Below are 24,481 nucleotides of genomic sequence, written 5' to 3' on the forward strand. Positions count from 1 at the left end.
CTAGCGGCGCGACGACCAGACCGGGAACAGATCATTATCGGCTGGCGTCGCGGCGAACACGCCACGGCTGATGGCGCGAGCCATGGTGGCCCCGGCGGCGGCGTAGAGATCGACCGCAGCGTCGGCCGTGAGTTCAATTCCGCTCTTTCCGGTCGCCAGCGCGAACACAAGGTCGCCGTCGGCCGGCGTGTGCGTCGGCCAGATGGCGCGCACGAAGCCGTCATGCGCCGAAATCGCCAGTCGTTTTGCCGCGGCCTTGGTGAGGACCGCATCCGTGGCAATGATAGCGATGGTCGTGTTGCCGCCGGTTTCCACCTGTTGTCCGATTTGCTTGTCGCGGTATTTCAGCAAGATGCACTTCGCGTCGTCCGGCATGGGCGAGGGATAGCCGAGCCCGCCGAATTCATCGCCGATTTCGAAGGGCGCTGCCCAGAAATGGCGACTGCGGCCGACGGTCACCGAACCGGTGGGGTTGACGGCGGCCAGTGCGCCGATGGTGACGCCACTGTCCAGCAGCGTCGAGGCAGACCCCAGGCCTCCCTTCAGGCCCGAAGTTAGTGCACCAGTACCGGCGCCGGCAGTGCCGAGCTGGAAATCGACGGCGGCGGCCTGCACCGATTCGTAGCCGAGATCGCGATAGGGCGGATAGCGGCCCCAGCCCTTGTCGCCGCCGTTGCGCAGGTCGAACAGGATCGCCGCCGGCACGATCGGTACGCGAAAGCCGCCCACCTCCAAGCCAATGCCGTGTTCGCGCAGCGCGGCTTGCACGCCGGATGCGGCGTCGAGGCCGAAAGCCGAACCACCCGACAACACCACGGCATGGACCGCCTCGACCGAATTGTGCGGTTCCAGCAGATCCGTCTCGCGGGTGCCCGGCGCGCCGCCAAGAATCTGGACCCCGGCCACCGCCGGCTCGTCGCAAAGCACGGTCGTCACACCGGACTTCAGCCTGGCATCGGAAGCATTGCCGACGCGCAAGCCGGCAACGTCCGATATCAGATTGCGCGGGCCGGTTCGGAACATCAATTGCTTTCCAGGGGCACGAAGCTTGTGCCGTTGAAGCGGAAAACGCGGTAGGGGCTCTGGCTGAGGTCGCCCTTGGCGTCGAAGCGGACCGGCCCGATCGCCGTGGTGAAATCATGCCCGGTGAGCGCGTCGGTCAGCGGTTTGCCGGAGCCTGTAGCGTCCACCGCCGCCGCCTTGGCGATCTCGACCGCCGCATAGGCCGGCAAAGTATAGCCGTCCGGCACGACCTTTCGCGCGGAGAAGCTTCCCAGCACTTTTGGGTCCGCGACGTCGGCCCATTCCGGCGGCGCGATCATCAGCGTGCCCGTCGCATAAGGCACATCGCCGGGCGGCGTGCGCAGGTTTTCGCCGCCGGCAAGGACGATGCCCGCCTGGAGTTGGGCGGCATCGCGCCCCATGATGGCGATGTCGTCGCCATCGCCGCCGGCAAAGACATGCGTGGCACCGGCCTTTTTCAGCCGGCCGACCAGGCCGATCTGGTTGTCGAGCTGCGGCCGGAACGTGTCGACGAAAACAGGTTTGAGTGCTGACTGCTCGGCAGCGGCGCGAAATGTCTCCGCCATTTCTCGGCCATAGATTGTGCCGTCGTCGATGATGGCGAACAGCTCATTCTGCCACAGCCGGGTGAGAGAGGAGGCGACGGCGTTACGCTCGTCATCGCCGCGCGGCCCCAGGCGAAAGACTGGCCAGCCGGTCTTGGCGCGGCGGTCGGTCAGGCTTTCGGTTCGCACGCCGACGGTGATGACCGGGATGTTGGCGTCCTTCAGGACAGGCATGGCCGCTTCGATCGCTTCCGTGCAGAGGAAGCCGATCACGACATCGACCTTGGCTGCGGCGAACGCATTGGCCGCCGCGGCGCCGCCGTCGCCTGTGCAGGCGTCATCCACGGTCTTGAGTTCGACGCCGGTTGCTTCCGCTGCCAGCCCGGCGCCAGCCTCGATCTGCTTGCCGAGTATGGCCGATGGTCCCGACAGGGGTGCTGCGACACCGATCGTGAGCGTCTGTGCGCTGGCGGCGCCGGCCATGAACAGCCAGGCCAGCGCTGCGGTAATAGTTGCCCCGGATCGCATGCTGCCGAAGAATCCTCCAAGCCGGCGACGTCGCGCGAGCGCCAATTCCCGCCAAGACCTAAAGGCTGCCCGGCCTTGGTGCAACACGCGAATTCCGGATATGAGCCAAGCACTTCGCTTGTGGCCTGTCATGTCTGGCCATATATGTCAGGCGAACAATGGCCATGGAAAACTTCCAGTGCTGAAGAAGAACGATATCGGACCGCAGGCCTATCGCGACGCGATGGCCCATTTTGCCGGTCACGTCCATGTGGTTACCACCGATGGCCCCGCCGGCAAACGTGGCACGACGGTGATCGCGGCCTGTTCGGTATCGGACACGCCGCCGACCATTCTAGTCTGCCTCAATCGTGAAAATGCCAAGAATGAGCTGTTCGTGAAGAACGGCAGATTTGCCCTGAACACGCTGGCTTCGCACCAGGAGCCGCTGTCGATTGGATTCTCCGGCATGACCGGCCTGCCGGTCGAAGAGCGCTTCGCGCTCGGCGAATGGGACGTGATTTCCACCGGCGCGCCGACGCTGAAGGGCGCGCTCGCCGTGTTCGACTGCGAACTGATCGACACCAAGGACCTGGCCACCCATCGTGTGCTTTTTGGCAAGGTGACAGGCTTGCGCATGGGCGATAATTTGCGGCCGCTGATCTATCACGCGCGCGGCTACCACGTCCTGGAAAGTGGGGCAGCCGCACCCACGGAGAAGGAATGAGCGACTTGAAACCGCGCGCCGTGCCGCGGACGATCGACGAGACCCTCGATCTCCTGACCGGCGCGGACTATGTCGCGGACCGGTCTCTGGCAACGGTGCTTTTCCTCTCGCTGCGCATGCAACGGCCGCTTTTCCTCGAGGGTGAGGCCGGCGTCGGCAAGACCGAGATCGCCAAGGTGTTGGCGCATGCGCTTGGCCGCCGGCTGATCCGCCTGCAGTGCTATGAAGGGCTCGATGTCTCTTCGGCCGTCTATGAGTGGAATTACGCCGCGCAGATGATCGAAATCCGCATGGAGGAGGCCGCCGGCAAGGTCGACCGGTCCGCCATGGAGCGCAATGTGTTCTCCGAAAAGTACTTGATCCGCCGGCCGGTGCTCGATGCGCTGACCGGCAAGGCGGGTGCGGCCCCGGTTTTCCTGATCGACGAGCTCGACCGCACCGACGAAGCCTTCGAGGCCTTCCTGCTCGAAATCCTCTCCGACTTCCAGGTGACGGTGCCTGAACTCGGCACAATCAAGGCGGAAGAGCCGCCGATCGTCATCATCACCACCAACCGCACGCGCGAGATCCACGACGCGCTGAAGCGGCGCTGCCTCTATCACTGGGTCGACTATCCCAATGCGCAACGCGAGCTGGAGATCGTGCGCCGCAAGGTGCCTCGGGCCAACCAGCGGCTTTCGGCCGAGGTGGTCTCCTTCATCCAGAAGCTGCGCCAGATCGAGCTGTTCAAGGTACCGGGCGTCGCCGAGACCATCGACTGGGCCGGCGCGCTGACCGAGCTCGACAAGGTGGCGCTCGATCCGGAGACCGTGTCCGACACGATCGGCGTATTGCTGAAATACCAGGACGACATTGCTCGCATCGGCACGGGCGAGGGCCGGCGCATCCTCGATGAGGTCAAGGCCGAGCTCGCGGCGGCGGAGTAGCGGGATGCCGGCGCCGCGTCCCGACCCCAGAGAGGCGACGGCGGATGGCCGGATCGCCGACAACATCGTCTATTTCGCCCGCACCTTGCGCAAGGCCGGTATGCGGGTCGGGCCGGCGTCGGTCAAGGATGCGATCGAGGCGGTGCTCGTCGCCGGCATCGGCTCGCGCGACGATTTCTACTGGACCCTGCACGCCGTGCTGGTTTCGCGGCAGGAGGATCATGCCGTCTTCGACGAAGCTTTCAGGCTGTTCTGGAAATCGCGCGAACTGATCGAGAAACTGCTGGCGATGTTCTCGCCGGTGGCGCCCGACACCAGGGAAAAACAGAAGCCGCGCGCGGCTGAGAACCGCGTCAGCCAGGCGATGTTCGAAGGTCATCAGAAAAACCGGCCGACACAGGAAATCCCGGAGATCGAGGTCGACGCCCGCTTCACTTTCTCCGGCAACGAACTGTTGCGGGGCAAGGATTTCGCGCAGATGAACGCAGCCGAAATGGCCGATGCCAGGAAGGCGATCGCGGCGTTGCGGCTGCCTGTGGACATGGTGCGGACCCGTCGCTTCAAGGCCGATGCGCATGGCCGCCGCATCGATCCGCGCGCCATGATGCGCGTAGCGGCACGTACCGGCGGCGAATTGATCCTGCCGAAATTCCGCTCGGTCCGCGAAGTCCACCCGCCATTGGTGGTGCTGGCCGACATTTCCGGTTCGATGAGCCAGTACACGCGCATCTTCCTGCATTTCCTGCATGCGCTGACGGAAAAGCGCCGGCGCGTGCATACCTTTGTCTTCGGCACGCGGCTGACCAACCTGACCCGGCAGATGCGCCACCGTGATCCCGATGCAGCGCTTGCCGATTGCTCGGCGGCGGTCAAGGATTGGTCGGGCGGCACGCGCATCGGCGATGCGTTGGCCGAGTTCAACCTTGTCTGGTCGCGGCGCGTGCTGGGGCAGGGCGCGGTGGCGCTTCTGATCACCGACGGGCTTGAGCGCGACGATGTTGTGGGCTTGTCGGAGGAGATGGAGCGGCTGCACAAATCCTGCCGACGGCTGATCTGGCTGAACCCATTGCTGCGTTTCGACGGTTTTCAGGCGCGCGCCCGGGGCGTCAAGGCGATGCTGCCGCATGTCGACGAATTCCGTTCGGTGCACAATCTCGACGCGCTCGCCGATCTCTGCGCCTCGCTGGACAAGAAATCGGCGCTTTCGGTCGATCCGCGCCGGTGGATGATGCTGGCGCGAGGCGCGCCGCATAGCCATATGTTTTCCCGGCGCCTTGGATAAACAGACCCTGAGAGAAGCAACAATGAGCGACAGTCTTTATCTCGATGAGGCCCGCGATCCTCTGATCATCGCGGAAGCCTGGATGAAGGAGGGCAAGGATGTCGCTATCGCGACCGTGGTCGAGACCTGGGGTTCGGCGCCGCGCCCGGTTGGCAGCCATCTCGTGATCGATGCCGATGGCAATTTCCACGGTTCGGTTTCAGGTGGCTGCGTCGAGGGCGCTGTCGTGACCGAGGCGGTCGACGTCATCGGCTCCGGCGAGGCGAGGATGCTGGAGTTCGGTGTAGCCGACGAGACCGCCTGGCAGGTCGGCCTGTCCTGTGGCGGCCGCATCAAGGTGTATGTGGAAAGATTAGGCTGATTTCCCAATGGATCCCTATGCGCTGAAAACCCTCAACGCCGAACGACGCGCCCGCCGCGCGGCGATCCTCGTCACCGATCTCGGTGATGGTCGCGATCGCATCGTGCGCGAGGGTGATCAGGTCGCCGGCGATCTTGGAGCGGCGATCGCCAAGGCGTTTCGCTCCGGCAATTCCGGTTCCGTCGAGGCGGAAGGGCGGACTTTCTTTCTCAACGCGCATCTGCCGCGGCCACGCCTGGTGGTGATCGGCGCCGTCCACATCAGCCAGGCTCTGGCGCCGATGGCCCGGATATCAGGCTATCCCCTGGAGGTCATCGATCCGCGCACCGCCTTTGCCACATCGGACCGTTTCCCGGATGTCGCCTTGCATGCCGAATGGCCGGAAGACGTATTGAACCGCCAGCCGCTCGACGCTTACACCGCGCTCGCCGCCGTCACCCACGATCCGAAGATCGATGACTTCGCGCTGAAGGCGGCACTCGACGCCAATTGCTTCTATGTCGGGGCGCTTGGCAGCCGCAAGACGCATGCCAAGCGCGTCGAGCGCCTGCTGGCGCTGGGCGCGAGCGCCGACCGGATCGCGCGTATCCATGCGCCGATCGGGCTCGATATCGGGGCGGCAAGCCCGGCCGAGATCGCCGTCGCCATTCTCGCGCAGACCATCCTCGCCTTCCGCTCGCGCGGTCTGGATGCGAAGGGCGCGGCGGCGTGAAATTCGGTCCGATCCCGATAGAGGCGGCCGAGGGGGCGGTGCTTGCCCATGCCACCATCGCCGGCGAAAAGCGGTTCCGTAAGGCGCACAGGTTGAGCGCCGAAGACGTTTCCATGCTCAAGAAGGCGGGGATCACCCAGGTTGTCGCCGCCGTGCTGGCCCCAAACGATCTCGGCGAGGACGCAGCGGCGCAAAGAATTGCGCAGAGCATGATTTTTGGCGGCATCGAAGCGAGGCCCGCCGCCACCGGTCGGGTCAATCTCCACGCCAAGGCGGCCGGCATCTTCACGGTCAATCCCGCTGTCATCGACGCCATCAATGCCGTCGATCCCGCTATCACCGTTGCGACTCTGGCCCAGCATGCGCCGGTCGAAAAGGATCAGATGGTGGCGACGGTGAAGATCATCCCTTTCGCGGTCGCCTCGTCGCTGGTCGACGCCGTGATGAAGATCTGCGCCGGCGGCGAGGTCTTTGCCGTCAACCCCTATCGGCCGCTGCGTGTCGGCGTCATCCAGACGGTGCTGCCGGGCACCAAACCAACCGTACTCGACAAGACGCTACGCGTCACCGAAGCCCGGCTGGCGCGCTCGGGCGGCAGGCTGACGGCGGAGCGCCGCACGCCGCATGAGATCGCCCCTGTCGCCGAGGCGGCCATCGCACTCGCGCACGACAACGACATGGTGGTGATCTTCGGCGCTTCAGCCATGAGCGATTTCGCCGATGTCGTTCCGGCGGCGATCGAGCGGGCCGGAGGGATCGTTGTCCGCGCCGGCATGCCGGTCGATCCCGGCAATCTGCTGGTGCTGGGCACGCTCGGCGGCAAGCGCGTCATCGGCGCGCCTGGCTGCGCCCGCAGCCCCAAGGAGAACGGCTTCGACTGGGTGCTCGACCGGCTGGTTGCCGGCCTCGACGTCACGGCGGGCGACATCGCCGGCATGGGTGTCGGCGGCCTGCTGATGGAAATTCCGACACGGCCGCAGCCGCGCGAGCCGCTGCCGGTCAAAAACCGGCTCAAGGTTGCCATCGTGCTTCTGGCCGCGGGCCGGTCGAGCCGCATGGGCGGGCCGAACAAGCTGATGGCGCTGTTCGACGGCCAGCCGCTGGTGCGCCGCACCGCCGAACGCGCTCTCGCCTCGAAGGCCTCGGGCACGATCGTCGTCACCGGCCATCAGCGCGAGCGGGTGCGCGCGGCATTGTCTGGCCTCGAAGTCACCTTCGCCGACAATCCCGACTTTGCCGACGGCCTGTCCACGTCGCTCAAGGCCGGTATTGCCTGTCTGCCGCAAGACGTCGCCGGTGCAATGATCGTCCTTGGCGACATGCCGGGCGTGGCGCCCGGCGACCTCGACCGGCTGATCGATGCGTTCCGCGCGGCCGGCGGCAATTGCGTCGTTCGCGCCTCGCATGAAGGCAGGCGCGGCAATCCGGTGCTCCTGCCGCGTTCGTTGTTTTCGGCCGTCGCCCATCTCGAAGGCGATACCGGCGCGCGCCATCTGGTCGAGGCCGAGGGGCTCGATGTCATCGATGTCGAGATCGGCGAGGGCGCCTCCCTCGATGTCGACACTCGTGAGGCCCTCCAAGGCGCCGGCGGCGTGCTGCAGGATTGACAAAGCCGGCCTGAATTCCGCATGCCTCGGGAATGGCTTTTCGTGCTCTTTCCGCTTCTCATGCCTTTCTGGTCGCGACGTTTGCTCTTAGCGTTGCCGTCCATGCCAATTCGCTCGAACTAAAACCCTTCAAGGATGATCTTTTCGCCTATCCGGCGACGCTCTCATCCGACAGCAACGGCGCCTACACCGTCCTCGACTACCGGGAGATGCGCGACATCAACCAGCGTGACGAGGTGCCGGAAAGGCGCGTGCGCGCCCAGTACACCGACACCGGCGTGCGCAAGGTGCAGCAGGATCTGATGCTGAAGACGGATGCCGGCGATGTCAGGCATGTCGCGGTCGGCAAGACGCTAGGCGCCGCCGTCATCGTGCTCTATCTGCACGGCCAGGGCGGCAGCCGCAAGCAAGGCGTCGACGACTTCACCTTCGGTGGCAATTTCAACCGGCTCAAGAACCTGGTGGCCGGCAATGGCGGGCTCTATATCTCTCCGGATTTTCCGGATTTCGGCGACAAGGGTGCCGCACAGGTCGCGGCACTGATCGATCATTATGGGCAACAGTCCCCGGGCGCGAAAATCTTCGTCGCCTGCGGCTCGATGGGTGGGGCGCTGTGCTGGAAGCTTGCCGCACTCAACGACACGGGTCGGCGCATCAACGGGTTGCTGCTGCTTGGATCGCTATGGGACGAGAGCTTTCTTGCCAGTCCCGCGTTCAAGCGTCGCGTGCCGGTGTTTTTCGGCCAAGGCAGTCATGACGTGGTCTTTCCCGTGGCCAACCAGGAAGCGTTCTTCCGCTCCATCCTTGCCAAATCAAAGACCTATCCGACCCGCTTCGTCCGCTTCGAAACCGGCACACACGGCACGCCGATCCGCATGGTCGACTGGCGCGGCACGCTCAACTGGATGCTGTCGAAAGCGCCTTAAAAGCCGACATGTGAACGCTCTATGGCGCGGTGTTGTAGTCGACAATCGTCTGCGGATTTTCCTCGCCGTCATAAGACGCGTCGACATCGTACTGGACCAGCGAAAAATCGCCGTTGCGGAAGAGATATGTCCCGGAATCCGAGGCATCGCCGATACCGCGCCATTTGTTAAACGTGGTGATGGTGTGGGCGTTGGGGTCATAGTCTGAATTGGTGGCCCAACCCGTGGTCTGGAAGCCGATCACCGTCACGCTCAACAGCTTGCCGTCGCTGTCGTTGTTCTCGTATCGTATGTCTGTCTCCGGCTCGGCGAACTGCAGTTGCCTGACACCGTCCACCTCGTCGGTCATATAGTAGACCGAGCTTTCATTGTAGGCGGCGGCCGAGCAGGCGAAATGGAACAGGCGGGTTTCCCTGTCCGGATCGCCTGGCTGGGCATTTTTATCCTTGTATTTGATCGAAAAGACCTCCGGCTCATTGGCCAGACGGTCCTTGTCGCACTGGTCGCCATAGGTCGCCAGAAAAACCTTCTTGGCCTGCTCCAGCGCGGTATCCTTCTTCGGCGGCGGCGGACCGTCGCCGCAGCTTGGCGGCAACGCCTCGTCGAAATCCGCGGTGGAAGGTTTCATCGCGCCTTTTTCGATGTGGATCGGGTCGAAAGGCGGCGCTGCCTGGTTCTGCGCATTCACCTGGCGCAGCGTGTAGCAGCCGGCGAAAACCTTCGCCTCGCCTTGCTTGTCGGTTGCCTGGATGGCGACCGGGACGTTGTAATAGATGCTGCCCGCCGCGCCATCGTCCGAGATAGCGCCGGTCTTGACCTCCACCCTATCGGTTCCGTCATAGCCTTTGACGAACGCATCGAAATCCTTTGCCGGCTTTGTATCTCCGTAGTAGCCCCAGGCGCGGGCGAATTCGTGCCGATTGATGGCGCTGTAGAGCGATCGCACGACCGCCTCGGCGCTGGAGCGATCATCGACATAGGGCGCTTCGAGCGTATCGGCGGCCAATGCCGCTTGGCTGGCAAGGGAGAGAAGGGCAGTCGCTGCGAGAAGGGCGCGTCTCATCGGGAATCTCCGCTCGATAACGAAGATTCTACCACGGCGATTGCGGCGACGTGGTGACGCGGCGTCGGTGACGCTTGAAGAATCGTGTTTGAAGGCGCACCTCCTGTCCGCCGGCGTTCGGCCGGACAGGAGATTTGACGTGACGATATCGATGTATGAGGCATCCGTGCCCGTTTTTTCAGCCAGGTTGAAAGCACTTTCCAGTGTGCTTGCGGCAGCAGAACAGAATGCCCTTGACCGCAAGATCGACCCGCAGGTGTTTTTGACCGCGCGGCTTGCGCCCGACATGTTCGCCTTGATCCGGCAAGTGCAGATCGCGACCGACCATGCCAAGGGCGCGCCCTCTCGGCTGGCCGGCCGCGAAGTGCCGAAATACGAGGACAATGAGGCAAGCTTTGCCGACCTCGAAGCGAGGATCGCCAAGACCGTCGCCCTTCTGGCGACTTTTTCGGCCGCCGATATGGATGGGTCGGACGACAGGATGATCGAGTTGAAGCTGGGAGGCCGGGAAACCACATTGGGCGGCATGCAGTACCTGCTGCATGTGGCCATGCCCAACTTCTATTTCCACCTCACCACCGCCTACGACATCCTTCGCCACAATGGCGTGCCGCTGGGCAAGGCGACCTTCCTGGGATCGCGTTGAGGCAGAGTTCGAGATGTCCCGGATCGATCCGGGGCATCTCGTGTAATGCATCTTAGCGGATGGACATTTCGCGGGCGATACGCGGGAAATCGGCGGGCTTGATGCCGATGTCGGCGCGCTCGGCATTGCTCATCGAATGAAGCAGCGCAAGGGCGGCGCGGTATTTCTGATGTTCCTGCGGGCGGGGCCGGGCGAACATTTCCGTGAAGAAACCCATGATTCAGGCTCCTGGTTGATCCTCCACGTCCGACAATATAGGCGAGTCGTGACAATTGTGCAGTGCGGCATTTGCATTGCCTGCCATGCTCGTATAATTTTCATGAAATTTTTTGCGGCCCCGTGAAACTCTTGCGCCGCGCCAATCGTAGGCTTCGACGCTGGCTCATGGCCAGTTTTTCCTCGCCACTCCTGGCGAACTTCCGGACTGCATGAAAATGCAGTCCGGCTTTTGCCCGCGGCTCGGCCAGCGACACTCTGCAACGGGCAAATTCTCAAGACCGGTGGCATTTATTTTTAACGAGCCGGTTCTATGTTCAGGCCTTGGACAGTCCGAGCACGGGGAGGCTGATATCGTTACCGGCGCCAAGCGGGATTTCGCCTCGCTGCTCGACGACCTTTTCGTCGCCTCCGACAAGGGCGACGGCATTGAGGGCGAAGAGACCGGCGCGCGCCCATCCATTCCGTTCGATTATCTCTCGGTCGCCGACGAACTCCATTCGGGCCGCATCAAGGTGTCCGCCGCCGATTATCGCGAAGCAGGCGCCGATCTGGCGGCCGAGTTCGCCGCCTTGCTCGACCATGCAAAGCTGGCCCTGGCCGGCGAAGAGCCGAAGCCGGAAGAAAAGTTGCCGCCGATCGATCCTGAATCGATCGCGGTCGAACTGGGGCTGGATCCCTCCAAGAGCGTTGCCGATTTCGGTCGCATGCGGCGCAGCTTTGCTTTCACCAACCATCCAGACCGCGTTGCCCCGCATCTGCGCCAGCGCGCGATGATCCGCATGCAGGTTGCCAACATGCTGATCGACGAGGCCAAGCGCCGCGCCGTGGCCGCCGCACGCCGCTAACCGCATCGGCTCACGCAAAAGTCGGCCAGGCGAGGCTTGGAGAGCGTCTCCGCTTTTCCTATAAGATGCAATTTCCTCCCCGCGCAGCCGCGCATGCTTTCCTCCGGAGCAGAATTCCATGCACAAACGCCGTCTCGGTCGGACCGATCTCCTTGTCACCCAGATTTGCCTTGGTTCGATGACCTGGGGCCAGCAGAACACCGAGGCCGAGGGTCATGCCCAGATGGACCTGGCCTTCTCGCGCGGCGTCAATTTCATCGACACCGCCGAACTCTATCCGATCCCGCCCAAGGAGGAGACGCAGGGGCGAACCGAAAAGATCATCGGCAGCTGGATGAAGGCCAATGGCAATCGCGACAAGGTCATCCTTGCATCCAAGGTCGTCGGCCGCACCGCCAACCGCTGGTTTCGCGGCGACCGCCCCTCGCAATTGGTGCGGGCCGATATCCTTGACGCCATCGACAAGTCGCTGGCCAAGCTCGGCACGGATTATCTCGACCTTTATCAGATTCATTGGCCGGAGCGGGACATCCCCTGGGGCGCCAACCCGACGCGCGTCGGGGCGGTAGCGCGTCGTGCCGATTCTGTCGGCGCTCCGGCCGCCGAGACGCCGATCGCCGAGACGCTCGCGGTATTCGATGAATTGGTGAAGGCGGGAAAGATCCGCCATTTCGGTCTCTCCAACGAGAGTTCCTGGGGCACGATGCGTTACCTCGCCGAAGCGGACAAGGGCGTCGGTCCCCGCGTTGCGTCGATCCAGAACGCCTATAATCTCGTCAACCGCACCTTCGAGGTGAACCTTGCGGAAGTCTGCGAGCGCGAGGGGGTGTCTCTGCTTGCCTATTCTCCGCTGGCGCAGGGTTATCTGACCGGCAAATACGATAACGGCGCCCGCCCGCAGGGCTCGCGCTCGCAGTTGTTCAACCGCGGTCAGCGTTATGAGACGCCCAATGCCGCCGAAGTGCTGCGCGAATACAATGAGCTGGCGCGCTCTTTCGGCCTGGAGCCGGCGCTGTTTGCCAATGCCTATGTCTCGAGCCGGCCCTTCGTGACCTCCAACATCGTCGGCGCGACAACCGTGTCGCAGCTGGAAATGGCGCTGTCCTCGGTGGATGTCGTCTGGACCGAAGAGATGCAAAAGGCAGTGGATGCCATTCACCAGAGGGTCGGCAATCCCTGCCCGTGACCGGGCCGGGAAGCGGAATTGTCGAACAGCAGCAAAGGGGTGGAGACAATGGTGGATTTTTCGATCGAGGCCGTGCGTGGAAAATTCCCCGCTCTCTCGCTGACCGACAAAGGACGCCGGCGTATCTATCTCGACAACCCCGCCGGCACGCAGGTGCCGCAGGCCGTGGCCGATGCCGTGTCGCGCTGCCTTCTGACGACCAACGCCAATCTGGGCGGCTATTTTGAAACGACGATCGCAGCGCAAGCCGTCGTCGACGAGGCGCACCAGGCGATGGCCGATTTCCTCGGCGCGGCAAGCCCCCAGGAAATCATCATCGGCGCCAACATGACGACACTGACCTATCACATGTCGCGCACGCTCGGCCGCACGCTGAAGCCGGGCGACGAGATCATCCTCACCCGCATGGACCATGAGGGCAATGTGTCGCCCTGGCTGCAACTGGCCGAGGATCTCGGCCTCGTCGTGCGCTGGCTGCCATTCGACGAAAAGAGCTGGCAGGTCGAGGAGGTGACCCTGGCGGGTCTGTTGTCCAGCAAGACACGGCTGGTGGCGCTGAACTACGCCAGCAATCTCACTGGCTCGATCAATCGGGTCAAGTCATTGACTCACCTGGCAAAAAAGGCCGGCGCGCTGGTCTATGTCGATGCCGTGCAATTCGCGCCGCATGGCCTGATCGACGTGCAGGAGCTCGGCTGCGATTTCCTGATCTGCTCGGCCTACAAATTCTTCGGTCCGCATATGGGCATTTTGTGGGGGCGCGGCGATGTCATTGAGGTTCTGAAAGCCTATAAATGCCGCTGTTCCTCGAACGGCCTGCCGGAGCGGTTCGAACTCGGTACGCCGCAGATTGAGTTGATGGCCGGGCTCACGGCGGCGGTCGACTATTTTGCCGAGATCGGTGCCTCGGCCGGAGAGGGCGGGCCGAGACGGCGCAGGATCGCCAAGGCGTTCGAAGTCTCCATCGCCTACGAAAACCCGCTGGCGCAAAGGCTGATCGATGGCCTCTCCGACATTTCAGGCCTGACGATCCATGGCATTACCGATCCGAAACGGCTCGGCGATCGTGTGCCGACGGTCTCCTTCACCGTGGACGGCATCGTGCCGGAGACGATCGTGCGGCAGATGAACGCCGAAAACATCTTCCTGTGGTCGGGCCACAACTATGCCTGGGAGATCGTCCACCAGCTCGGCATTCCGGCCGAGCAAGGCGTCGTGCGCATCGGTATCGCGCATTACAACACGGCGGCCGAGATCGACGAGACGCTGGAAAGCGTGCACCGGGTGATCGCCATGCTCAGGCAGCAACGATCCTGACGCGGGCTTGAACGCTCACCGTGCCTTGCCGCCAAAACCGGTGAGGAAGGCGGTGAGATTGTCGCCGAGTTCGTCGCAGAGATAGCCGCCTTCCTGGACGATGACCGTCGGCAGGCTGAGCCCGGCGATCGCTTCGCCGATGCGCGAAAAGCCTGGCGTCGTCACCGAAAGCCCGCCGAACGGATCGCCTTCGAAGGCGTCGAGGCCGAGCGCCACGACCAGCGCGTCGGGCGAGAAGGCGCGGATGCGCTGGAACGCCACGCCAAGCGCTTCCAGAAACGCCGCGTCGGCGGATTTGCGCGGCAGTGGCAGGTTGAAATTGTAGCCAAGGCCGGGGCCTTCGCCGCGCTCGTCGGCATGGCCCCAGAAGAACGGATAGAAGCGCACCGGATCGGCATGCAGCGAGACGGTCAGCACATCGGATCGGGCGTAGAAAATGCCTTGCGTGCCGTTGCCGTGATGCAGGTCGACATCGAGGATCGCCACGCGCGCCGCCTGTTTACGCAGCACTTGTGTCGCGACGGCCGAATTGTTGATGAAGCAGAAGCCGCCGGCGACGTCGGCGAAGGCGTGATGGCCGGGCGGGCGGCACAGCGCATAGGCGGCGGAAGCGCCCGCCATCACCGTCTCCGCTGCCTCGACGGCGCTCCAGGCGCTCCACAGCGCGCTTTGCCATGTTTCGCCGGAGATCGGGCACGCCGTATCGGCCATGTGGTAGCCGGCCTGACCGACAGCCGAGGCCGGATAGGAACCGCCGCGCGCGATCGGGTGGATGTTGGGGATGACCTCGGCGGAAGCGCCATCGATGCGCTGCCAGCGCTCGAAAATATGTTCGAGGAAGTCGAGATATTCGGGCGTGTGCACGGCGGCAACTGGGCCAAGTCCATGATTTCGGGGCTTTTCGATGACGCAACCGGCAGATATTGCGCCGGCTAACAATCGCTGGACGCGTTCCGGTTTTTCAGGATTGGGTTGCGCGGCGCCGCTGGACAGAAACGCCTTGGGATCGTGGCGCTTCTGCTCCTGCGCATAAAAGGCTTTCATTGCGGCTCCCCATTTTCCGGTGCATCGGCGAAGGCGAAAAAGGCCTCGCCGATGATTTTCTGCGTCTGCTCGTAGCTCGACCAGGCAATGCCCAACCTCTCGTAAAAAGCCTTGGCGCCCTCATTGTCGGTGTCGACGGACAGCCTCAGATACACGCCGCCATCCCTGCGGCACTCCGCGGCCACGCGCCGCAACAGGCGTTCGCCGATCTTGCGGCCGCGAAACCGGTCTTCGACATACAGATCCTGCACATAGACGCCGGGCCGCCCCATCCAGGTCGAGAAGATCGGGAAATGCAGGCAAAGTCCGGCGAATTCGCCACCGACTTCGGCGACCAGGGTCGAGAAGGCGGGCTTTTCGCCAAAGCCGTAGCGGCGGAGATCGTCCGCCGTCGAGATGATCTCCTCGGGCGCGCCGATATGGCTGCCCAGCTTCAGGATCGCGGCGTGGATGGTTTCGACGTCATCGATGGTGCCGGGGCGGAGGAGGACATCATTGGAGGCTGGATTGGTCACGGTCTTGCCTCAGAAAGCCACCCGGTCGCCGCCCTTGAGCGCCAGCATGTCGCGCGCTTCCGCCGGTGTGGCAACCTCCAGCGACAGCCCATCGAGAATGCCACGGATGCGGCGTACCTGATCGGCGTTGGATTTCGCCAATTGGCGGCCATCGTAGAGGCTGTCCTCCAGCCCGACACGGACATTGCCGCCCATCGCGGCGGCGATCGAGATCAGCGGCATCTGGTTGCGCCCGGCGGCGAGCACCGAGAACTGATAGCTGTCGCCGAACAATTTGTCGGCGATGCGCTTCATATGGATGAGATTGTCCGGATCGGCGCCGATGCCGCCCAGGATACCCAGCACGAACTGGATGAACAGGGGGCCTGACACCAGCCCCCGGTCGCGGAAATGCGCCAGCGAATAGAGGTGGCCGACATCGTAGCACTCGAATTCGAAGCGCGTGCCGCAACCCTTGCCCAGCCGCTCCAGAACGCTCTCCATGTCGGCGAAGGTGTTCTTGAAGATGGTGTCGCGCGTGGCTTCGAGCAGCTTCGGTTCCCATTCGTGTTGCCATTCCCTTGGCTTGTCGAGCATCGGGAACAGCGCGAAATTCATCGAGCCCATGTTGAGCGAGCACATTTCCGGCTCCGCCCTGAGTGGTGCCGCCAGCCGCTGGTCGAGCGTCATCAGCGAGGAGCCGCCGGTGGTGATGTTGATCACCGCGTCGGTTGCCTGCTTGATGCGCGGCAGGAACTGCATGAACACTTCGGGATCGGCGGTCGGGCGGCCATCCCTGGGGTCACGTGCATGAAGATGCAGGATCGAGGCGCCGGCTTCGGCGGCCGCGATCGCGTCGGCCGCGATCTGGTCCGGCGTCACCGGCAGATAGGGCGACATAGATGGCGTATGCACCGAACCAGTGACGGCGCAGGTGATGATGACTTTTCGCGGCGCCATTTTTTACCCCCGGCCTTCGATCGGCAGGTCTAATTCGCCGGCCAGGACTTCGAGCGAGTCGCCGATGATGGAGATGATCTCGCCGACCTGCTCGCTGGTGACGATCATCGGCGGCGCCACCATGAAATTGTCGCCGTCGACGCCGCCCTTGACCCTGCGGCCATAGATGATGAGCCCGCGCTCGTAGGCAAGGTCGAGCAGGCGTTGCGTCGCTTTCTTGGGCTGGTCAATGGGCTTTAGCGTATCCGGATCGGCAACCATCTCGGCGCCGGTGAGCAAACCCTTGCCGCGCAGGTCGGCGATGAACGGAAACCGTTTCGCAAGTGCCTTCAGCCCGTCCATCAGCACGTCGCCCATGGCGGCCGCATTGGCGATCAGGTCGAGCCGGTCCATTTCGCCGAGCACCGCCAGGCCGGCGGCGCAGGCGAGCGGATTGCCGGCATAGGTGTGGCCATGCTGGAAGCCGCCGGTGGCGAGAAGCGGCTCGACCAGCCGCATCGGTGCTGCCAGCGCGCCAAGCGGCGCGTAGCCCGAACCGAGGCCTTTCGACAGCGCGACGATGTCCGGCTTGCAGTCCCAGTGGTCGCCGCCGAGGAATTTTCCGGTGCGGCCGGCGCCGCTCATCACTTCGTCATGGATCAAAAGGATGCCGTAGCGGTCGCAGATCTCGCGGATGCGGGCATAATAGCTGTCGGGCGCCACCAGCGCGGCGGTTGCCGCGCCGCCGATCGGCTCCATGATGAAGGCGACGACGCTTTCGGGACCTTCGGCGAGGATCTTTTCCTCCAGCATGTCGGCGTAACGGACGCCGCGCTGCTCCATCGAAAGATTGTCGCGGTCGCGCCAGGCGGTTGGCGCCGGCACGGTCGGCATCACCCGCATCATCGGCGTAAAACTCTCGGCGAGCGCATCGTCGCCGGTGATCGAAAGCGAACCCAGCGTGCCGCCATGATAGGAGGGAAAGCGGGTGATGACCTTCCAACGGCTGGCCTGGCCGGTGGCGACGGCCCATTGCCGGGCCAGCTTGATGCAGGATTCCGTCGCCTCCGAGCCGCCGGAGACGAAGAAGATGCGGTCCATGCCTTCCGGCAGCTTGCCGGCAAGTTCTCGCGCCAGTTCTTCCGCCGGTTCGTTCTCGAAATGCAGCCGGTAGGCGAAGGTGGCGCGGTCCATCTGCCGTTTCATGGCGTCGAGCACATTGCGGTTGGAATGGCCGATATTGGCGACCATCGGGCCGCTCGACCCGTCGATGAAACGGCGGCCGTCCTGTGTCCACATGTAGATGCCTTCGGCGCGATCGATCAGCGGCCGGCGCAGGCTTGAGAGGTAGAAAAGATGCGATTGGCGCCGGCTGTCGGCGTCATGAGGGGCGGTCTGGACTTTCGGCATGTCAGAACTTTCCGAGATAGCGATCGAGGACATTCTGGGTAACCCGTTCGACCATCGGGTCTTGTCTTAGCAGGCCGGCGACCCATTCGCAGCTTCCGGCGTGGAACACCTCGCCTTTGCCGCGCGGGAAATTGACGATCATGCCATTGCCGCGCTTGACCTTTTCGAGATTGGCGTCGCTTGCGTCGCCGAACAGCGTCTCGGCGGTGAAGCGGCCATCCTCGTCGGTGAGGAACTGGTCCTCGATCGGGATGTCGGCGCTTTCCTCGACCTGGGAGGCCATGCCGACGGCGAGAACTTGCAGCCCTTCGGGCGCGCCGCTGCCAGACGTAGGGTAGGGCAGGCCGCCACGGATCTCGAAATCGAGCCCATCGACCTCGTAACCGTAGATATGGCTGTCGGCGCCGAGCAGGTCGCCATAGTAGATGCCGGTTCCGGCAAAAGCCCAGTGCTCGGGCCGATAGACCGGAAAGCCGCGCACGCCGCGCGGCGCGCAGCCGCCCCAGCCTGCATAGACGCCGCGTGTGGCGTTGAGCCCGAAGGTGGCCGACCCCGGCCGGCCGATCTCCGGCGCTTCCCAGGAATTGGTGGCGCGCCTCACGTCGCCCGCCCGATAGACCGGGTCTTCGGCGCGGGCACGATATTTGTAGCAGACCTGCCGGCAGCCCTCGTCCTCCAACCGCGTCTGCCACATGAAATTGCCGGCGAAGCGCGCCGCGTGGCCGCCGCGCTCGACATAGTCGTCGACGGCGTCGCGCATTTCCCAGGTCCAGTATTCGTCATGGCCGACGAAGACCGCGCAGTCGTAGCCGTCGAGAATCTCGGGCGAGAAATGCAGGTCGTGCTGGCTGGCGAGGTCGACTTCGTAGCCGGCCCGTTCGGCAAAGCGGAAGAAGTGGCTGTCGTAGCTGGCCCAGCCCGACGAGGCGTATTTCTTCGAATGGCCGGTGGCGAGCGCCCATTCCATGTGCGGATAGCGCGGCGCCGTCTTCGGCGGCACCGCGACCTCCAACGGCACGCGCGGCGCATCGTCGGGCAGCACGACGAAGCCACGGCACCAGGGGCGCTGCGTCGATACGATGGGCGAGTACTGGTCGCGGTCAGGCCCGGTAATGCCCTGATAATGGTTGGAGCCGCCCCAGGTGTTGTAGGCAAGCCAGGTGCCCGTCGCCGCCACCTGAAGCAAACGGCCGGGCTTCCTGCCCGGCTCGGGCGAAACGATGAATATATGGTGACTTTGGATCGGCTCGCCGTCGCATCCGTCGGCGGTCAACGTTATCCGATAGGCGCCGGACGGCCAGTCGCTTCCCACGCGGAACTCGAACGAGGCTCCCCAGCCGCAGCCTTCGGCCGAGCACTGGTCCGGACTGTCCTGCCAGCGCGATGCGATATCAGATTTCTCGAACACTTTCGTCGAGGTGCCGCCGTCGCGGACGATCGTCATGCCGAAGGACGGAGCGGTCGAACTGACATGCAGCGTCACCGTCTCGCCGGCGCGGTACGAAAACCGGTCGCTGTAGCACCAGATCTCGCCGCGCTCCCCATCCATGCCTGGCCATTCGTAATAGTGACCGCGCACGGCATGGCGGCGCTGCTCCGCCGTCAGTCCGAAATCGGGAAATTCGCTCGGAAGATTGATCATGAAGCCCTGGCCCATCGGAGGCGCCATTTCGGCGATCCGCCCGCCAGGCGTCAAATGGAAACGATCATGCCAGCATTCGTTAGCCGCACCCTTGGCCGCCTTCGCCAAACCGACTATCTCAGGACGACGGCGGCAGTTCCGCCAAGGGGACAGGCATGCTCAGGGTGCAAAAGGTCAAGGTCGACGACATTTACGTGCCCACCGCGCGCAAGAAGACACTGCACCCCGAGACCGTCCGGCATCTGGCCGAGGACATATTGGAGAACGGCTTGAAGACGCCGATCCAGGTCCGTCACGATGGCAAGCGCCATATCCTCGTCGAGGGCCTGCATCGGCTCGAAGCCGCAAAGTGGCTCGGCGAGACCGAGATCGACGCCTATCTGGTGCAAGCCAAGCGCCACTGACGCAGGCCCCGTTCGCGGTTTCTCCCAGCTTCCGTTTCCAGAATTTTTCGCGGGCGGTGTCGGTTTGCGTTGCGTGGGCTCGTCCTTGGGGCGGAAGCCAGATCAAACCAAGGAGACCGCCGTGGCCACCAAGCTCGACATCGCCCCCGCCGACGACCGCGAACTGGTTCTCGCACGCATCATCGATGCGCCGCGCGAGAGCGTCTATCGCTGCTGGACCGACCAGAACCTGATCACGCAATGGTTCTCGCCAAAGCCGTGGACGACACCGCGTGCCCAGATGGATGTGCGTACCGGCGGATCGACCCTTGCCGTCATGGCCGATCCGGACGGCAACGAGTACCCCAACCCCGGCGTTTTCCTGGAAGTCATTCCCGGCGAGAAGATTGTCCTTACCGATGCCTATACAAAGGCGTGGGTGCCATCGGAAAAACCGTTCATGACAGTCGTACTGACCTTCGAGGACGAAGGCGAAGGCAGGACCCGTTACGTCGCGCGTGTCCGGCACTGGAGCGTCGCCGATCGGGAGCAGCACGAAGCGATGGGCTTTGATGCGGGTTGGGGGCAGTGCACCGACCAGCTCGAAGATCTCGCCAAGACGCTCTGACATCGGCTGGCCAGGAGGAGATCGACATGTCCAAAACCCTGTTTTTCGCCATTCTTGCCTCGGTCGCGGCGTTTCTCGCTTGCCCGGGCACCATCAATGCAGAGGAGACAAACCAAGCCATGACGACCGAACCTAAAACGCTGCCGAAGCCGCAAAAGTCCGGCCTGCTGCCGATCAACGGCGTGAATTACTATTACGCCGTCTATGGCAAGGGTGAGCCGCTGCTTCTGCTGCATGGCGGCCTCGGCTCCATCGATATGTTCGCGCCGATCCTGCCCAAGCTTGCCGAAAACCGCACCGTCATCGGCATCGACCTTCAGGGGCATGGCCGCACCGCGCTGGGTGAGCGGCCATTCAGCCTGGAGGCGATCGGCGACGACATGGCTGGTATCGTCAAGGCGCTCGGCTACGACAAGGTCGACGTCATGGGCTATTCGCTGGGCGGCGGCGTTGCTTTCCGCATGGCGGTCCAGCATCCCGAGGCGGTGCGCCGGCTGGTCCTGGTCTCGACCGGCTATGCCGCCGACGGCTTCTATGACGAGATGCGCCCGCAGCAGACTCAGGTGAGCGCCGCCGCCGCTCCGTTTATGAAAGACACGCCGATGTACAAATCCTACGTCGCGGTCGCACCGCATCCGGAGGACTTCCCGAAATTGCTCGACGCGCTCGGCAATTTCATGCGCCAGGATTACGATTTCTCCGCCGATGTTCCCAAGCTGAAGATGCCGGTCATGCTCGCCTATGGCGACAGCGACATGTACAAGCCCGAGCACGAGATCAAGTTCTACCAGATGCTCGGCGGCGGGCTGAAAGATGCCGGCTGGATGCGCGAGAACTTGTCTCAGAACCGCCTGGCCATCCTGCCCAACCGCACCCACTACGACGTCTTCTTCGCTCCGGAACTGACGGCCGCCGCCCTGCCGTTCCTCGACGGCCAGACCAGGGTGAAAAGCTGGGACGAGGTGGTCGGCGAAGCCGAATGACCCCTGCCATCGCCGCCGGCCGTCTCCGAGACGGCCGGCGTCTTGTCGAGGAAGCTCTTCCTTACGAAGCGATGGCGCGGCGTGGTTGTCTCAAATGCTTGATGCCGCTCATCTCGACGAAGTTCGTCGCCGACTCCCAGAGATAATCGCCATAGAGAAACGGCTCGAAGGGTTCGGCGCCGCCCAATGGCAGGGGCGAGATCTCCGCGTCGACGCGCGGCTCGTAGAAGAACGGTATCGAGAATCGCACCGTTTTCGGCGCAATCACCCGGTGCCGCGTCGCCCGTACACGGCCGCAGGTCCAGCGCTCAAGCAGCTGACCGAAATTGACCGCCAGCGTGCCATTGGCTGGCGGCACGTCGATCCATTGGCCGGCAAGGGTCTTTGCCTGCAAGCCCTCGACGCCGTCTTGCGCCAGCAAGGTGACGAAGCCTGAATCGGCATGTTCGCGGCCGATGATGGTGCGCGTCTCACCCTTGTGGATCACCGAAAACTCCGGCCCGCTTGTGTCGACCCCGGCATTGGCGTCGCGCAAGGGATAGCGGATCAGGCGCAGCGTCGAGATGCCACCAGCGAAATAGGCATCGAAGATTGTTTCAGGCAGGCCAAGCCCGCGTGCGATCGACCGCATCAGCATGGTGCCGACCGTCTCCATCGCGCGATAGTAGTCGGCCGCGGCGTTGCGCCAGCCGGGCAAGGCATTTTCGGCGGGCAATGGTGTCGGCTCGCACAAGGGATCGTCGGAAGCCGTGAGGCGCGCCGCATCGGCAATGTCCGGCCCCATGTCGATGCCTTCCTTGTAGGAAACGGCTTGCGGCTGCAGCGGAAACCAGCCGCGGTAGAAATTCTTCTTCGTGTGATCGAAATTCCAGCGCAGCAATTCCTGCTTGCCGGCATCGGGAAGCGCGAAGATGCGCAGCAATCGCGCGCGCTTGTCCGGCGTCAGCCAGTCATCGCCGGGAAAATCCCGGACAGCCATGAAGCCGATGCCGGACGCGGCGGCCATGATCCTGGCGTCGGCGCGGTCGCGGGCGGGCGAGGGCGGCCCGAACAGGTCCGCAATGCCGATCCTTTCGATGTCCGATGTCATGACGGTCCTGCCCACATCACAATAACCGATGACCTTGTATCAAAGCTTTTCAATTGACCCAATCGGCCTCGCCGCTACCCTTGCCTCCACTTCACTCCACCAACGGATCAGGCGATGGCAAAATATCAGGGCGGATGCCTGTGCAAGGCGGTGCGCTACCGCACCGACGCCGATCCCATCAACGAGCGCATCTGTCACTGCCGGCTCTGCCAGAAGGCAATCGGCGCGGCCTTCAATGCGCGCGTTCTGTTCCGCATCGACGATGTTACGATCGAGGGCCCGTTGGCCACGGTCAACACCTCGCCCGACCTCAAGCGCGGTTTTTGCCCGAGCTGCGGGACGACGATGTTTTCGCGGCGCGATTCCGCCGGCATCATCGGCGTGACCACCGGTTCGCTGGACGACCCGTCGTTCTTCAGGCCACAGATGCATATGTGGACCGCCTCGAAACAGCCCTGGGTACTGCTTGACGACGGCCTGCCGCAATATGAAGGCGCTCCGCCAGCCTAGCTCTCCTCCTTCCCGTCAATGGGGAGGACGTGCCGCAGGATGACCAAAAATTAATCCAGATAGACACGCGATAGCCGGCAAAGCGTCATTGGCGGGCCATCTTTGTCTCCCTATCTAAGCGTCGCGGGCCCGGCATTCGAGGAGACGACGGATGAACGACAGCATCAGCACCCTGGACGAGCTTTTGAGCGATCCGATGGTCCTGCTTGTAATGGAGCGCGACCGTGTGCGCCCGGAACAAGTGCGCATGCTGCTCGAGCGCGCGCGCCGGCCTTCCCTCGGGGAGCCGGTTGTCCCGCCGGCGCATGTCATCGCCAGAACCTGCCAAAAACTGTGGCTGTGCCCCTGAAATAGCCTTGCGAGCTTCCATGAAAACCACCGGCCGGCCCTTTGGCCGGTTTGGGTGCGAGCAGGTGCCACGCGCATAGGCACTGGGATTTGCCGCCGCTTGGGACGGAATGACGTCCTCCAGCCGACCAGCTTACAAATCCGTAAATTGATTCTCGGCTGCATGGCGGTATGGCTTGCCCGGCACTGATCGCCTCCGATCATGCCTTCGCAAGTCCGATCTCTCCCGCATGGAACCCGACATGGCTGATATCTGCACGCAAGGCGTCGACACGGGCTTTGTCGGCCTTGGATTTGCCAAGGTCGCATTCCTCGGCCTCGTGCAAGGCATCACCGAGCTGCTGCCGATCTCCTCGACCGCCCACATGCGCATCGTGCCGGCCGTGCTCGGCTGGCAGGATCCGGGCTCCGCCTTCTCCGCCGCCATGCAGTTGGCGGCCCTTGCCGCGGTGGTCAGCTATTTCTGGGGCGATGTCAGGGATCTCCTGTTTGGATCGCTCGACGCCCTCGCGCGACGCGATTTTGCCGACCGGCATTTCCGTCTGGCTTACTGGATCGTGCTGGCGACGATTCCGATCGTCATTGCCGGCGTGGCGTTGTCGGGCGTCCTCAACGCCTGCAATTCGCCGCTGCGCAGCCTGAGCGTGATTGGCTGGGCCTGCATCGCCATGGCGGTTCTGCTGGCGCTGGCCGAGATTTTCGCCCGCCACAAGCGCACGATAGGCGAAGCGTCGCTCGCCGATGCGCTTCTTGTCGGTGTTGCCCAGGTCGGCGCACTGATCCCTGGCGTCTCACGCTCGGGCTCGACCTTGACGGCGGCCCTGGGGCTCGGCTTCAAGCGGGCCGAGGCTGCACGCTTCTCGTTCCTGCTCGGGCTGCCGGCCATTGCGCTCGCCGGCCTCAAGGAATTGTGGGAACTGCACAAGGTGCATCTCGGTGCCCATGGCTGGTCGGTTCTCGGCCTGGGGCTGCTCGTGGCCTCCATATCGGCCTTCTTCGCCATCTGGGGCCTGATGCGCGTGCTCGAACGTTTCTCCGCCTGGCCTTTCGTCATCTATCGTGGCGTGCTCGGGGTCGTCCTGCTGCTCGGCGTGGCAATGGGATGGCTTGCCTAAGCT

26 protein-coding genes and 1 pseudogene are annotated in these 24,481 nt (G+C 63.6%); 17 read left to right on the plus strand and 10 right to left on the minus strand.

What is annotated here, in order from left to right:
* Both LB564_RS00885 and LB564_RS00890 read right to left on the minus strand, forming a co-directional pair.
* Positions 1–1,023: a P1 family peptidase gene (locus LB564_RS00885; RefSeq protein WP_224534409.1), complete on the minus strand. Its 1,023-nt coding sequence runs from the start codon at positions 1,021–1,023 to the stop codon at positions 1–3.
* Positions 1,023–2,096: a branched-chain amino acid ABC transporter substrate-binding protein gene (locus LB564_RS00890; RefSeq protein WP_224534411.1), complete on the minus strand. Its 1,074-nt coding sequence runs from the start codon at positions 2,094–2,096 to the stop codon at positions 1,023–1,025. The genes LB564_RS00885 and LB564_RS00890 overlap by 1 nt, the downstream gene beginning before the upstream one ends.
* A 178-nt stretch (positions 2,097–2,274) precedes the next feature.
* Here LB564_RS00890 and LB564_RS00895 point away from each other — a divergent pair, with 178 nt between their 5' ends.
* The 7 genes and pseudogenes from LB564_RS00895 to LB564_RS00925 all read left to right on the plus strand — a co-directional run bounded on the left by LB564_RS00895 (position 2,275) and on the right by LB564_RS00925 (position 8,616).
* Positions 2,275–2,802, plus strand: a complete 528-nt coding sequence (locus tag LB564_RS00895; protein WP_140706701.1) for a flavin reductase — start codon at positions 2,275–2,277, stop codon at positions 2,800–2,802.
* Positions 2,799–3,728, plus strand: a complete 930-nt coding sequence (locus LB564_RS00900) for an AAA family ATPase (RefSeq protein ID WP_140706699.1) — start codon at positions 2,799–2,801, stop codon at positions 3,726–3,728. The genes LB564_RS00895 and LB564_RS00900 overlap by 4 nt, the downstream gene beginning before the upstream one ends.
* A gap of 4 nt (positions 3,729–3,732) precedes the next feature.
* Positions 3,733–4,982: pseudogene (locus tag LB564_RS00905) on the plus strand (vWA domain-containing protein).
* A 50-nt stretch (positions 4,983–5,032) separates the two neighbouring features.
* Complete coding sequence (locus LB564_RS00910; protein WP_140706695.1) at positions 5,033–5,371, plus strand: XdhC family protein; 339 nt, start codon at positions 5,033–5,035, stop codon at positions 5,369–5,371.
* 7 nt (positions 5,372–5,378) lie between these two features.
* On the plus strand, positions 5,379–6,083 hold the full coding sequence (locus LB564_RS00915) for an XdhC family protein (RefSeq protein ID WP_224534415.1): 705 nt from the start codon (positions 5,379–5,381) through the stop codon (positions 6,081–6,083).
* Entirely contained in the window at positions 6,080–7,690 is a 1,611-nt protein-coding gene (locus LB564_RS00920; RefSeq protein WP_224534418.1) for an NTP transferase domain-containing protein, read from the plus strand. The genes LB564_RS00915 and LB564_RS00920 overlap by 4 nt, the downstream gene beginning before the upstream one ends.
* A 32-nt stretch (positions 7,691–7,722) precedes the next feature.
* Positions 7,723–8,616, plus strand: coding sequence for an alpha/beta hydrolase family protein (locus LB564_RS00925; protein ID WP_224534420.1), 894 nt, complete (start codon positions 7,723–7,725; stop codon positions 8,614–8,616).
* 19 nt (positions 8,617–8,635) lie between these two features.
* On the opposite strand, the gene LB564_RS00930 is transcribed toward LB564_RS00925, so the two are convergent.
* Positions 8,636–9,679, minus strand: a complete 1,044-nt coding sequence (locus tag LB564_RS00930) for a DUF1176 domain-containing protein (protein ID WP_224534421.1) — start codon at positions 9,677–9,679, stop codon at positions 8,636–8,638.
* A 139-nt stretch (positions 9,680–9,818) separates the two neighbouring features.
* On the opposite strand from LB564_RS00930, the gene LB564_RS00935 reads away from it, so the two are divergent.
* Positions 9,819–10,325, plus strand: a complete 507-nt coding sequence (locus tag LB564_RS00935; protein WP_224534422.1) for a DUF1993 family protein — start codon at positions 9,819–9,821, stop codon at positions 10,323–10,325.
* Between the two features lie 52 nt (positions 10,326–10,377).
* Here LB564_RS00935 and LB564_RS00940 read toward each other — a convergent pair whose 3' ends face one another.
* Positions 10,378–10,542: a hypothetical protein gene (locus LB564_RS00940; RefSeq protein ID WP_140706685.1), complete on the minus strand. Its 165-nt coding sequence runs from the start codon at positions 10,540–10,542 to the stop codon at positions 10,378–10,380.
* Between the two features lie 385 nt (positions 10,543–10,927).
* On the opposite strand from LB564_RS00940, the gene LB564_RS00945 reads away from it, so the two are divergent.
* From LB564_RS00945 to LB564_RS00955, 3 genes are all read left to right on the plus strand, one after another.
* The gene (locus LB564_RS00945; protein WP_140707287.1) at positions 10,928–11,389 is read left to right on the plus strand and encodes a hypothetical protein; all 462 of its coding nucleotides are present in this window, start codon (positions 10,928–10,930) and stop codon (positions 11,387–11,389) included.
* A gap of 118 nt (positions 11,390–11,507) precedes the next feature.
* A complete protein-coding gene (locus tag LB564_RS00950) occupies positions 11,508–12,575 on the plus strand; it encodes an aldo/keto reductase (RefSeq protein WP_224534423.1) in 1,068 nt (355 codons plus the stop codon).
* Positions 12,576–12,623: 48 nt separating this feature from the next.
* Entirely contained in the window at positions 12,624–13,892 is a 1,269-nt protein-coding gene (locus LB564_RS00955; RefSeq protein ID WP_224534424.1) for a cysteine desulfurase-like protein, read from the plus strand.
* 15 nt (positions 13,893–13,907) lie between these two features.
* Here LB564_RS00955 and LB564_RS00960 read toward each other — a convergent pair whose 3' ends face one another.
* Genes LB564_RS00960 through LB564_RS00980 form a run of 5 tightly spaced genes read right to left on the minus strand, consistent with a single transcriptional unit; the run spans position 13,908 to position 19,421 of the window.
* Complete coding sequence (locus LB564_RS00960) at positions 13,908–14,936, minus strand: histone deacetylase family protein (RefSeq protein ID WP_224534425.1); 1,029 nt, start codon at positions 14,934–14,936, stop codon at positions 13,908–13,910.
* A complete protein-coding gene (locus LB564_RS00965) occupies positions 14,933–15,451 on the minus strand; it encodes a GNAT family N-acetyltransferase (RefSeq protein ID WP_224534426.1) in 519 nt (172 codons plus the stop codon). Before LB564_RS00965 ends, LB564_RS00960 begins: the two co-directional genes overlap by 4 nt.
* A gap of 9 nt (positions 15,452–15,460) precedes the next feature.
* A complete protein-coding gene (locus LB564_RS00970) occupies positions 15,461–16,390 on the minus strand; it encodes a 3-keto-5-aminohexanoate cleavage protein (protein WP_224534427.1) in 930 nt (309 codons plus the stop codon).
* A gap of 3 nt (positions 16,391–16,393) precedes the next feature.
* A complete protein-coding gene (locus tag LB564_RS00975; RefSeq protein WP_224534428.1) occupies positions 16,394–17,779 on the minus strand; it encodes an aspartate aminotransferase family protein in 1,386 nt (461 codons plus the stop codon).
* Between the two features lies 1 nt (position 17,780).
* Positions 17,781–19,421, minus strand: a complete 1,641-nt coding sequence (locus LB564_RS00980; protein ID WP_224535380.1) for a N,N-dimethylformamidase beta subunit family domain-containing protein — start codon at positions 19,419–19,421, stop codon at positions 17,781–17,783.
* Positions 19,422–19,576: 155 nt separating this feature from the next.
* Between LB564_RS00980 and LB564_RS00985 the strand changes: the two genes are divergently transcribed.
* From LB564_RS00985 to LB564_RS00995, 3 genes are all read left to right on the plus strand, one after another.
* Positions 19,577–19,825: a ParB N-terminal domain-containing protein gene (locus LB564_RS00985; RefSeq protein ID WP_140706673.1), complete on the plus strand. Its 249-nt coding sequence runs from the start codon at positions 19,577–19,579 to the stop codon at positions 19,823–19,825.
* A gap of 121 nt (positions 19,826–19,946) precedes the next feature.
* Positions 19,947–20,432: an SRPBCC family protein gene (locus LB564_RS00990; protein ID WP_224534429.1), complete on the plus strand. Its 486-nt coding sequence runs from the start codon at positions 19,947–19,949 to the stop codon at positions 20,430–20,432.
* A gap of 26 nt (positions 20,433–20,458) precedes the next feature.
* Positions 20,459–21,415, plus strand: a complete 957-nt coding sequence (locus LB564_RS00995; protein ID WP_224534431.1) for an alpha/beta fold hydrolase — start codon at positions 20,459–20,461, stop codon at positions 21,413–21,415.
* A gap of 61 nt (positions 21,416–21,476) precedes the next feature.
* Here LB564_RS00995 and LB564_RS01000 read toward each other — a convergent pair whose 3' ends face one another.
* Positions 21,477–22,505: an isopenicillin N synthase family dioxygenase gene (locus tag LB564_RS01000; protein ID WP_224534434.1), complete on the minus strand. Its 1,029-nt coding sequence runs from the start codon at positions 22,503–22,505 to the stop codon at positions 21,477–21,479.
* Between the two features lie 114 nt (positions 22,506–22,619).
* Here LB564_RS01000 and LB564_RS01005 point away from each other — a divergent pair, with 114 nt between their 5' ends.
* The 3 genes from LB564_RS01005 to LB564_RS01015 all read left to right on the plus strand — a co-directional run bounded on the left by LB564_RS01005 (position 22,620) and on the right by LB564_RS01015 (position 24,478).
* Positions 22,620–23,015 carry a GFA family protein gene (locus LB564_RS01005; protein ID WP_224534435.1) on the plus strand — a complete coding sequence of 132 codons (396 nt, stop codon included), beginning with the start codon at positions 22,620–22,622 and terminating at the stop codon, positions 23,013–23,015.
* 151 nt (positions 23,016–23,166) lie between these two features.
* Positions 23,167–23,364 carry a hypothetical protein gene (locus tag LB564_RS01010; protein ID WP_224534436.1) on the plus strand — a complete coding sequence of 66 codons (198 nt, stop codon included), beginning with the start codon at positions 23,167–23,169 and terminating at the stop codon, positions 23,362–23,364.
* Between the two features lie 241 nt (positions 23,365–23,605).
* The gene (locus LB564_RS01015; protein ID WP_224534437.1) at positions 23,606–24,478 is read left to right on the plus strand and encodes an undecaprenyl-diphosphate phosphatase; all 873 of its coding nucleotides are present in this window, start codon (positions 23,606–23,608) and stop codon (positions 24,476–24,478) included.
* The last annotated feature ends 3 nt before the right edge of the window (positions 24,479–24,481 follow it).

This window comes from Mesorhizobium sp. ES1-6 (assembly GCF_020164775.1).
In the GTDB taxonomy this organism is placed as follows: Bacteria; Pseudomonadota; Alphaproteobacteria; order Rhizobiales; family Rhizobiaceae; genus Mesorhizobium.

Coding starts and splice junctions, on each gene's coding strand:
- LB564_RS00885 (WP_224534409.1), bottom strand. CDS start 1,023: ATGTTCCGAACCGGCCCGCGCAATCTGATATCGGACGTTGCCGGCTTG.
- LB564_RS00890 (WP_224534411.1), bottom strand. CDS start 2,096: ATGCGATCCGGGGCAACTATTACCGCAGCGCTGGCCTGGCTGTTCATG.
- LB564_RS00900 (WP_140706699.1), top strand. CDS start 2,799: ATGAGCGACTTGAAACCGCGCGCCGTGCCGCGGACGATCGACGAGACC.
- LB564_RS00910 (WP_140706695.1), top strand. CDS start 5,033: ATGAGCGACAGTCTTTATCTCGATGAGGCCCGCGATCCTCTGATCATC.
- LB564_RS00915 (WP_224534415.1), top strand. CDS start 5,379: ATGGATCCCTATGCGCTGAAAACCCTCAACGCCGAACGACGCGCCCGC.
- LB564_RS00925 (WP_224534420.1), top strand. CDS start 7,723: ATGGCTTTTCGTGCTCTTTCCGCTTCTCATGCCTTTCTGGTCGCGACG.
- LB564_RS00930 (WP_224534421.1), bottom strand. CDS start 9,679: ATGAGACGCGCCCTTCTCGCAGCGACTGCCCTTCTCTCCCTTGCCAGC.
- LB564_RS00940 (WP_140706685.1), bottom strand. CDS start 10,542: ATGGGTTTCTTCACGGAAATGTTCGCCCGGCCCCGCCCGCAGGAACAT.
- LB564_RS00950 (WP_224534423.1), top strand. CDS start 11,508: ATGCACAAACGCCGTCTCGGTCGGACCGATCTCCTTGTCACCCAGATT.
- LB564_RS00955 (WP_224534424.1), top strand. CDS start 12,624: ATGGTGGATTTTTCGATCGAGGCCGTGCGTGGAAAATTCCCCGCTCTC.
- LB564_RS00960 (WP_224534425.1), bottom strand. CDS start 14,936: ATGAAAGCCTTTTATGCGCAGGAGCAGAAGCGCCACGATCCCAAGGCG.
- LB564_RS00970 (WP_224534427.1), bottom strand. CDS start 16,390: ATGGCGCCGCGAAAAGTCATCATCACCTGCGCCGTCACTGGTTCGGTG.
- LB564_RS00975 (WP_224534428.1), bottom strand. CDS start 17,779: ATGCCGAAAGTCCAGACCGCCCCTCATGACGCCGACAGCCGGCGCCAA.
- LB564_RS00980 (WP_224535380.1), bottom strand. CDS start 19,421: ATGATCAATCTTCCGAGCGAATTTCCCGATTTCGGACTGACGGCGGAG.
- LB564_RS00985 (WP_140706673.1), top strand. CDS start 19,577: ATGCTCAGGGTGCAAAAGGTCAAGGTCGACGACATTTACGTGCCCACC.
- LB564_RS00995 (WP_224534431.1), top strand. CDS start 20,459: ATGTCCAAAACCCTGTTTTTCGCCATTCTTGCCTCGGTCGCGGCGTTT.
- LB564_RS01000 (WP_224534434.1), bottom strand. CDS start 22,505: ATGACATCGGACATCGAAAGGATCGGCATTGCGGACCTGTTCGGGCCG.
- LB564_RS01005 (WP_224534435.1), top strand. CDS start 22,620: ATGGCAAAATATCAGGGCGGATGCCTGTGCAAGGCGGTGCGCTACCGC.
- LB564_RS01010 (WP_224534436.1), top strand. CDS start 23,167: ATGAACGACAGCATCAGCACCCTGGACGAGCTTTTGAGCGATCCGATG.
- LB564_RS01015 (WP_224534437.1), top strand. CDS start 23,606: ATGGCTGATATCTGCACGCAAGGCGTCGACACGGGCTTTGTCGGCCTT.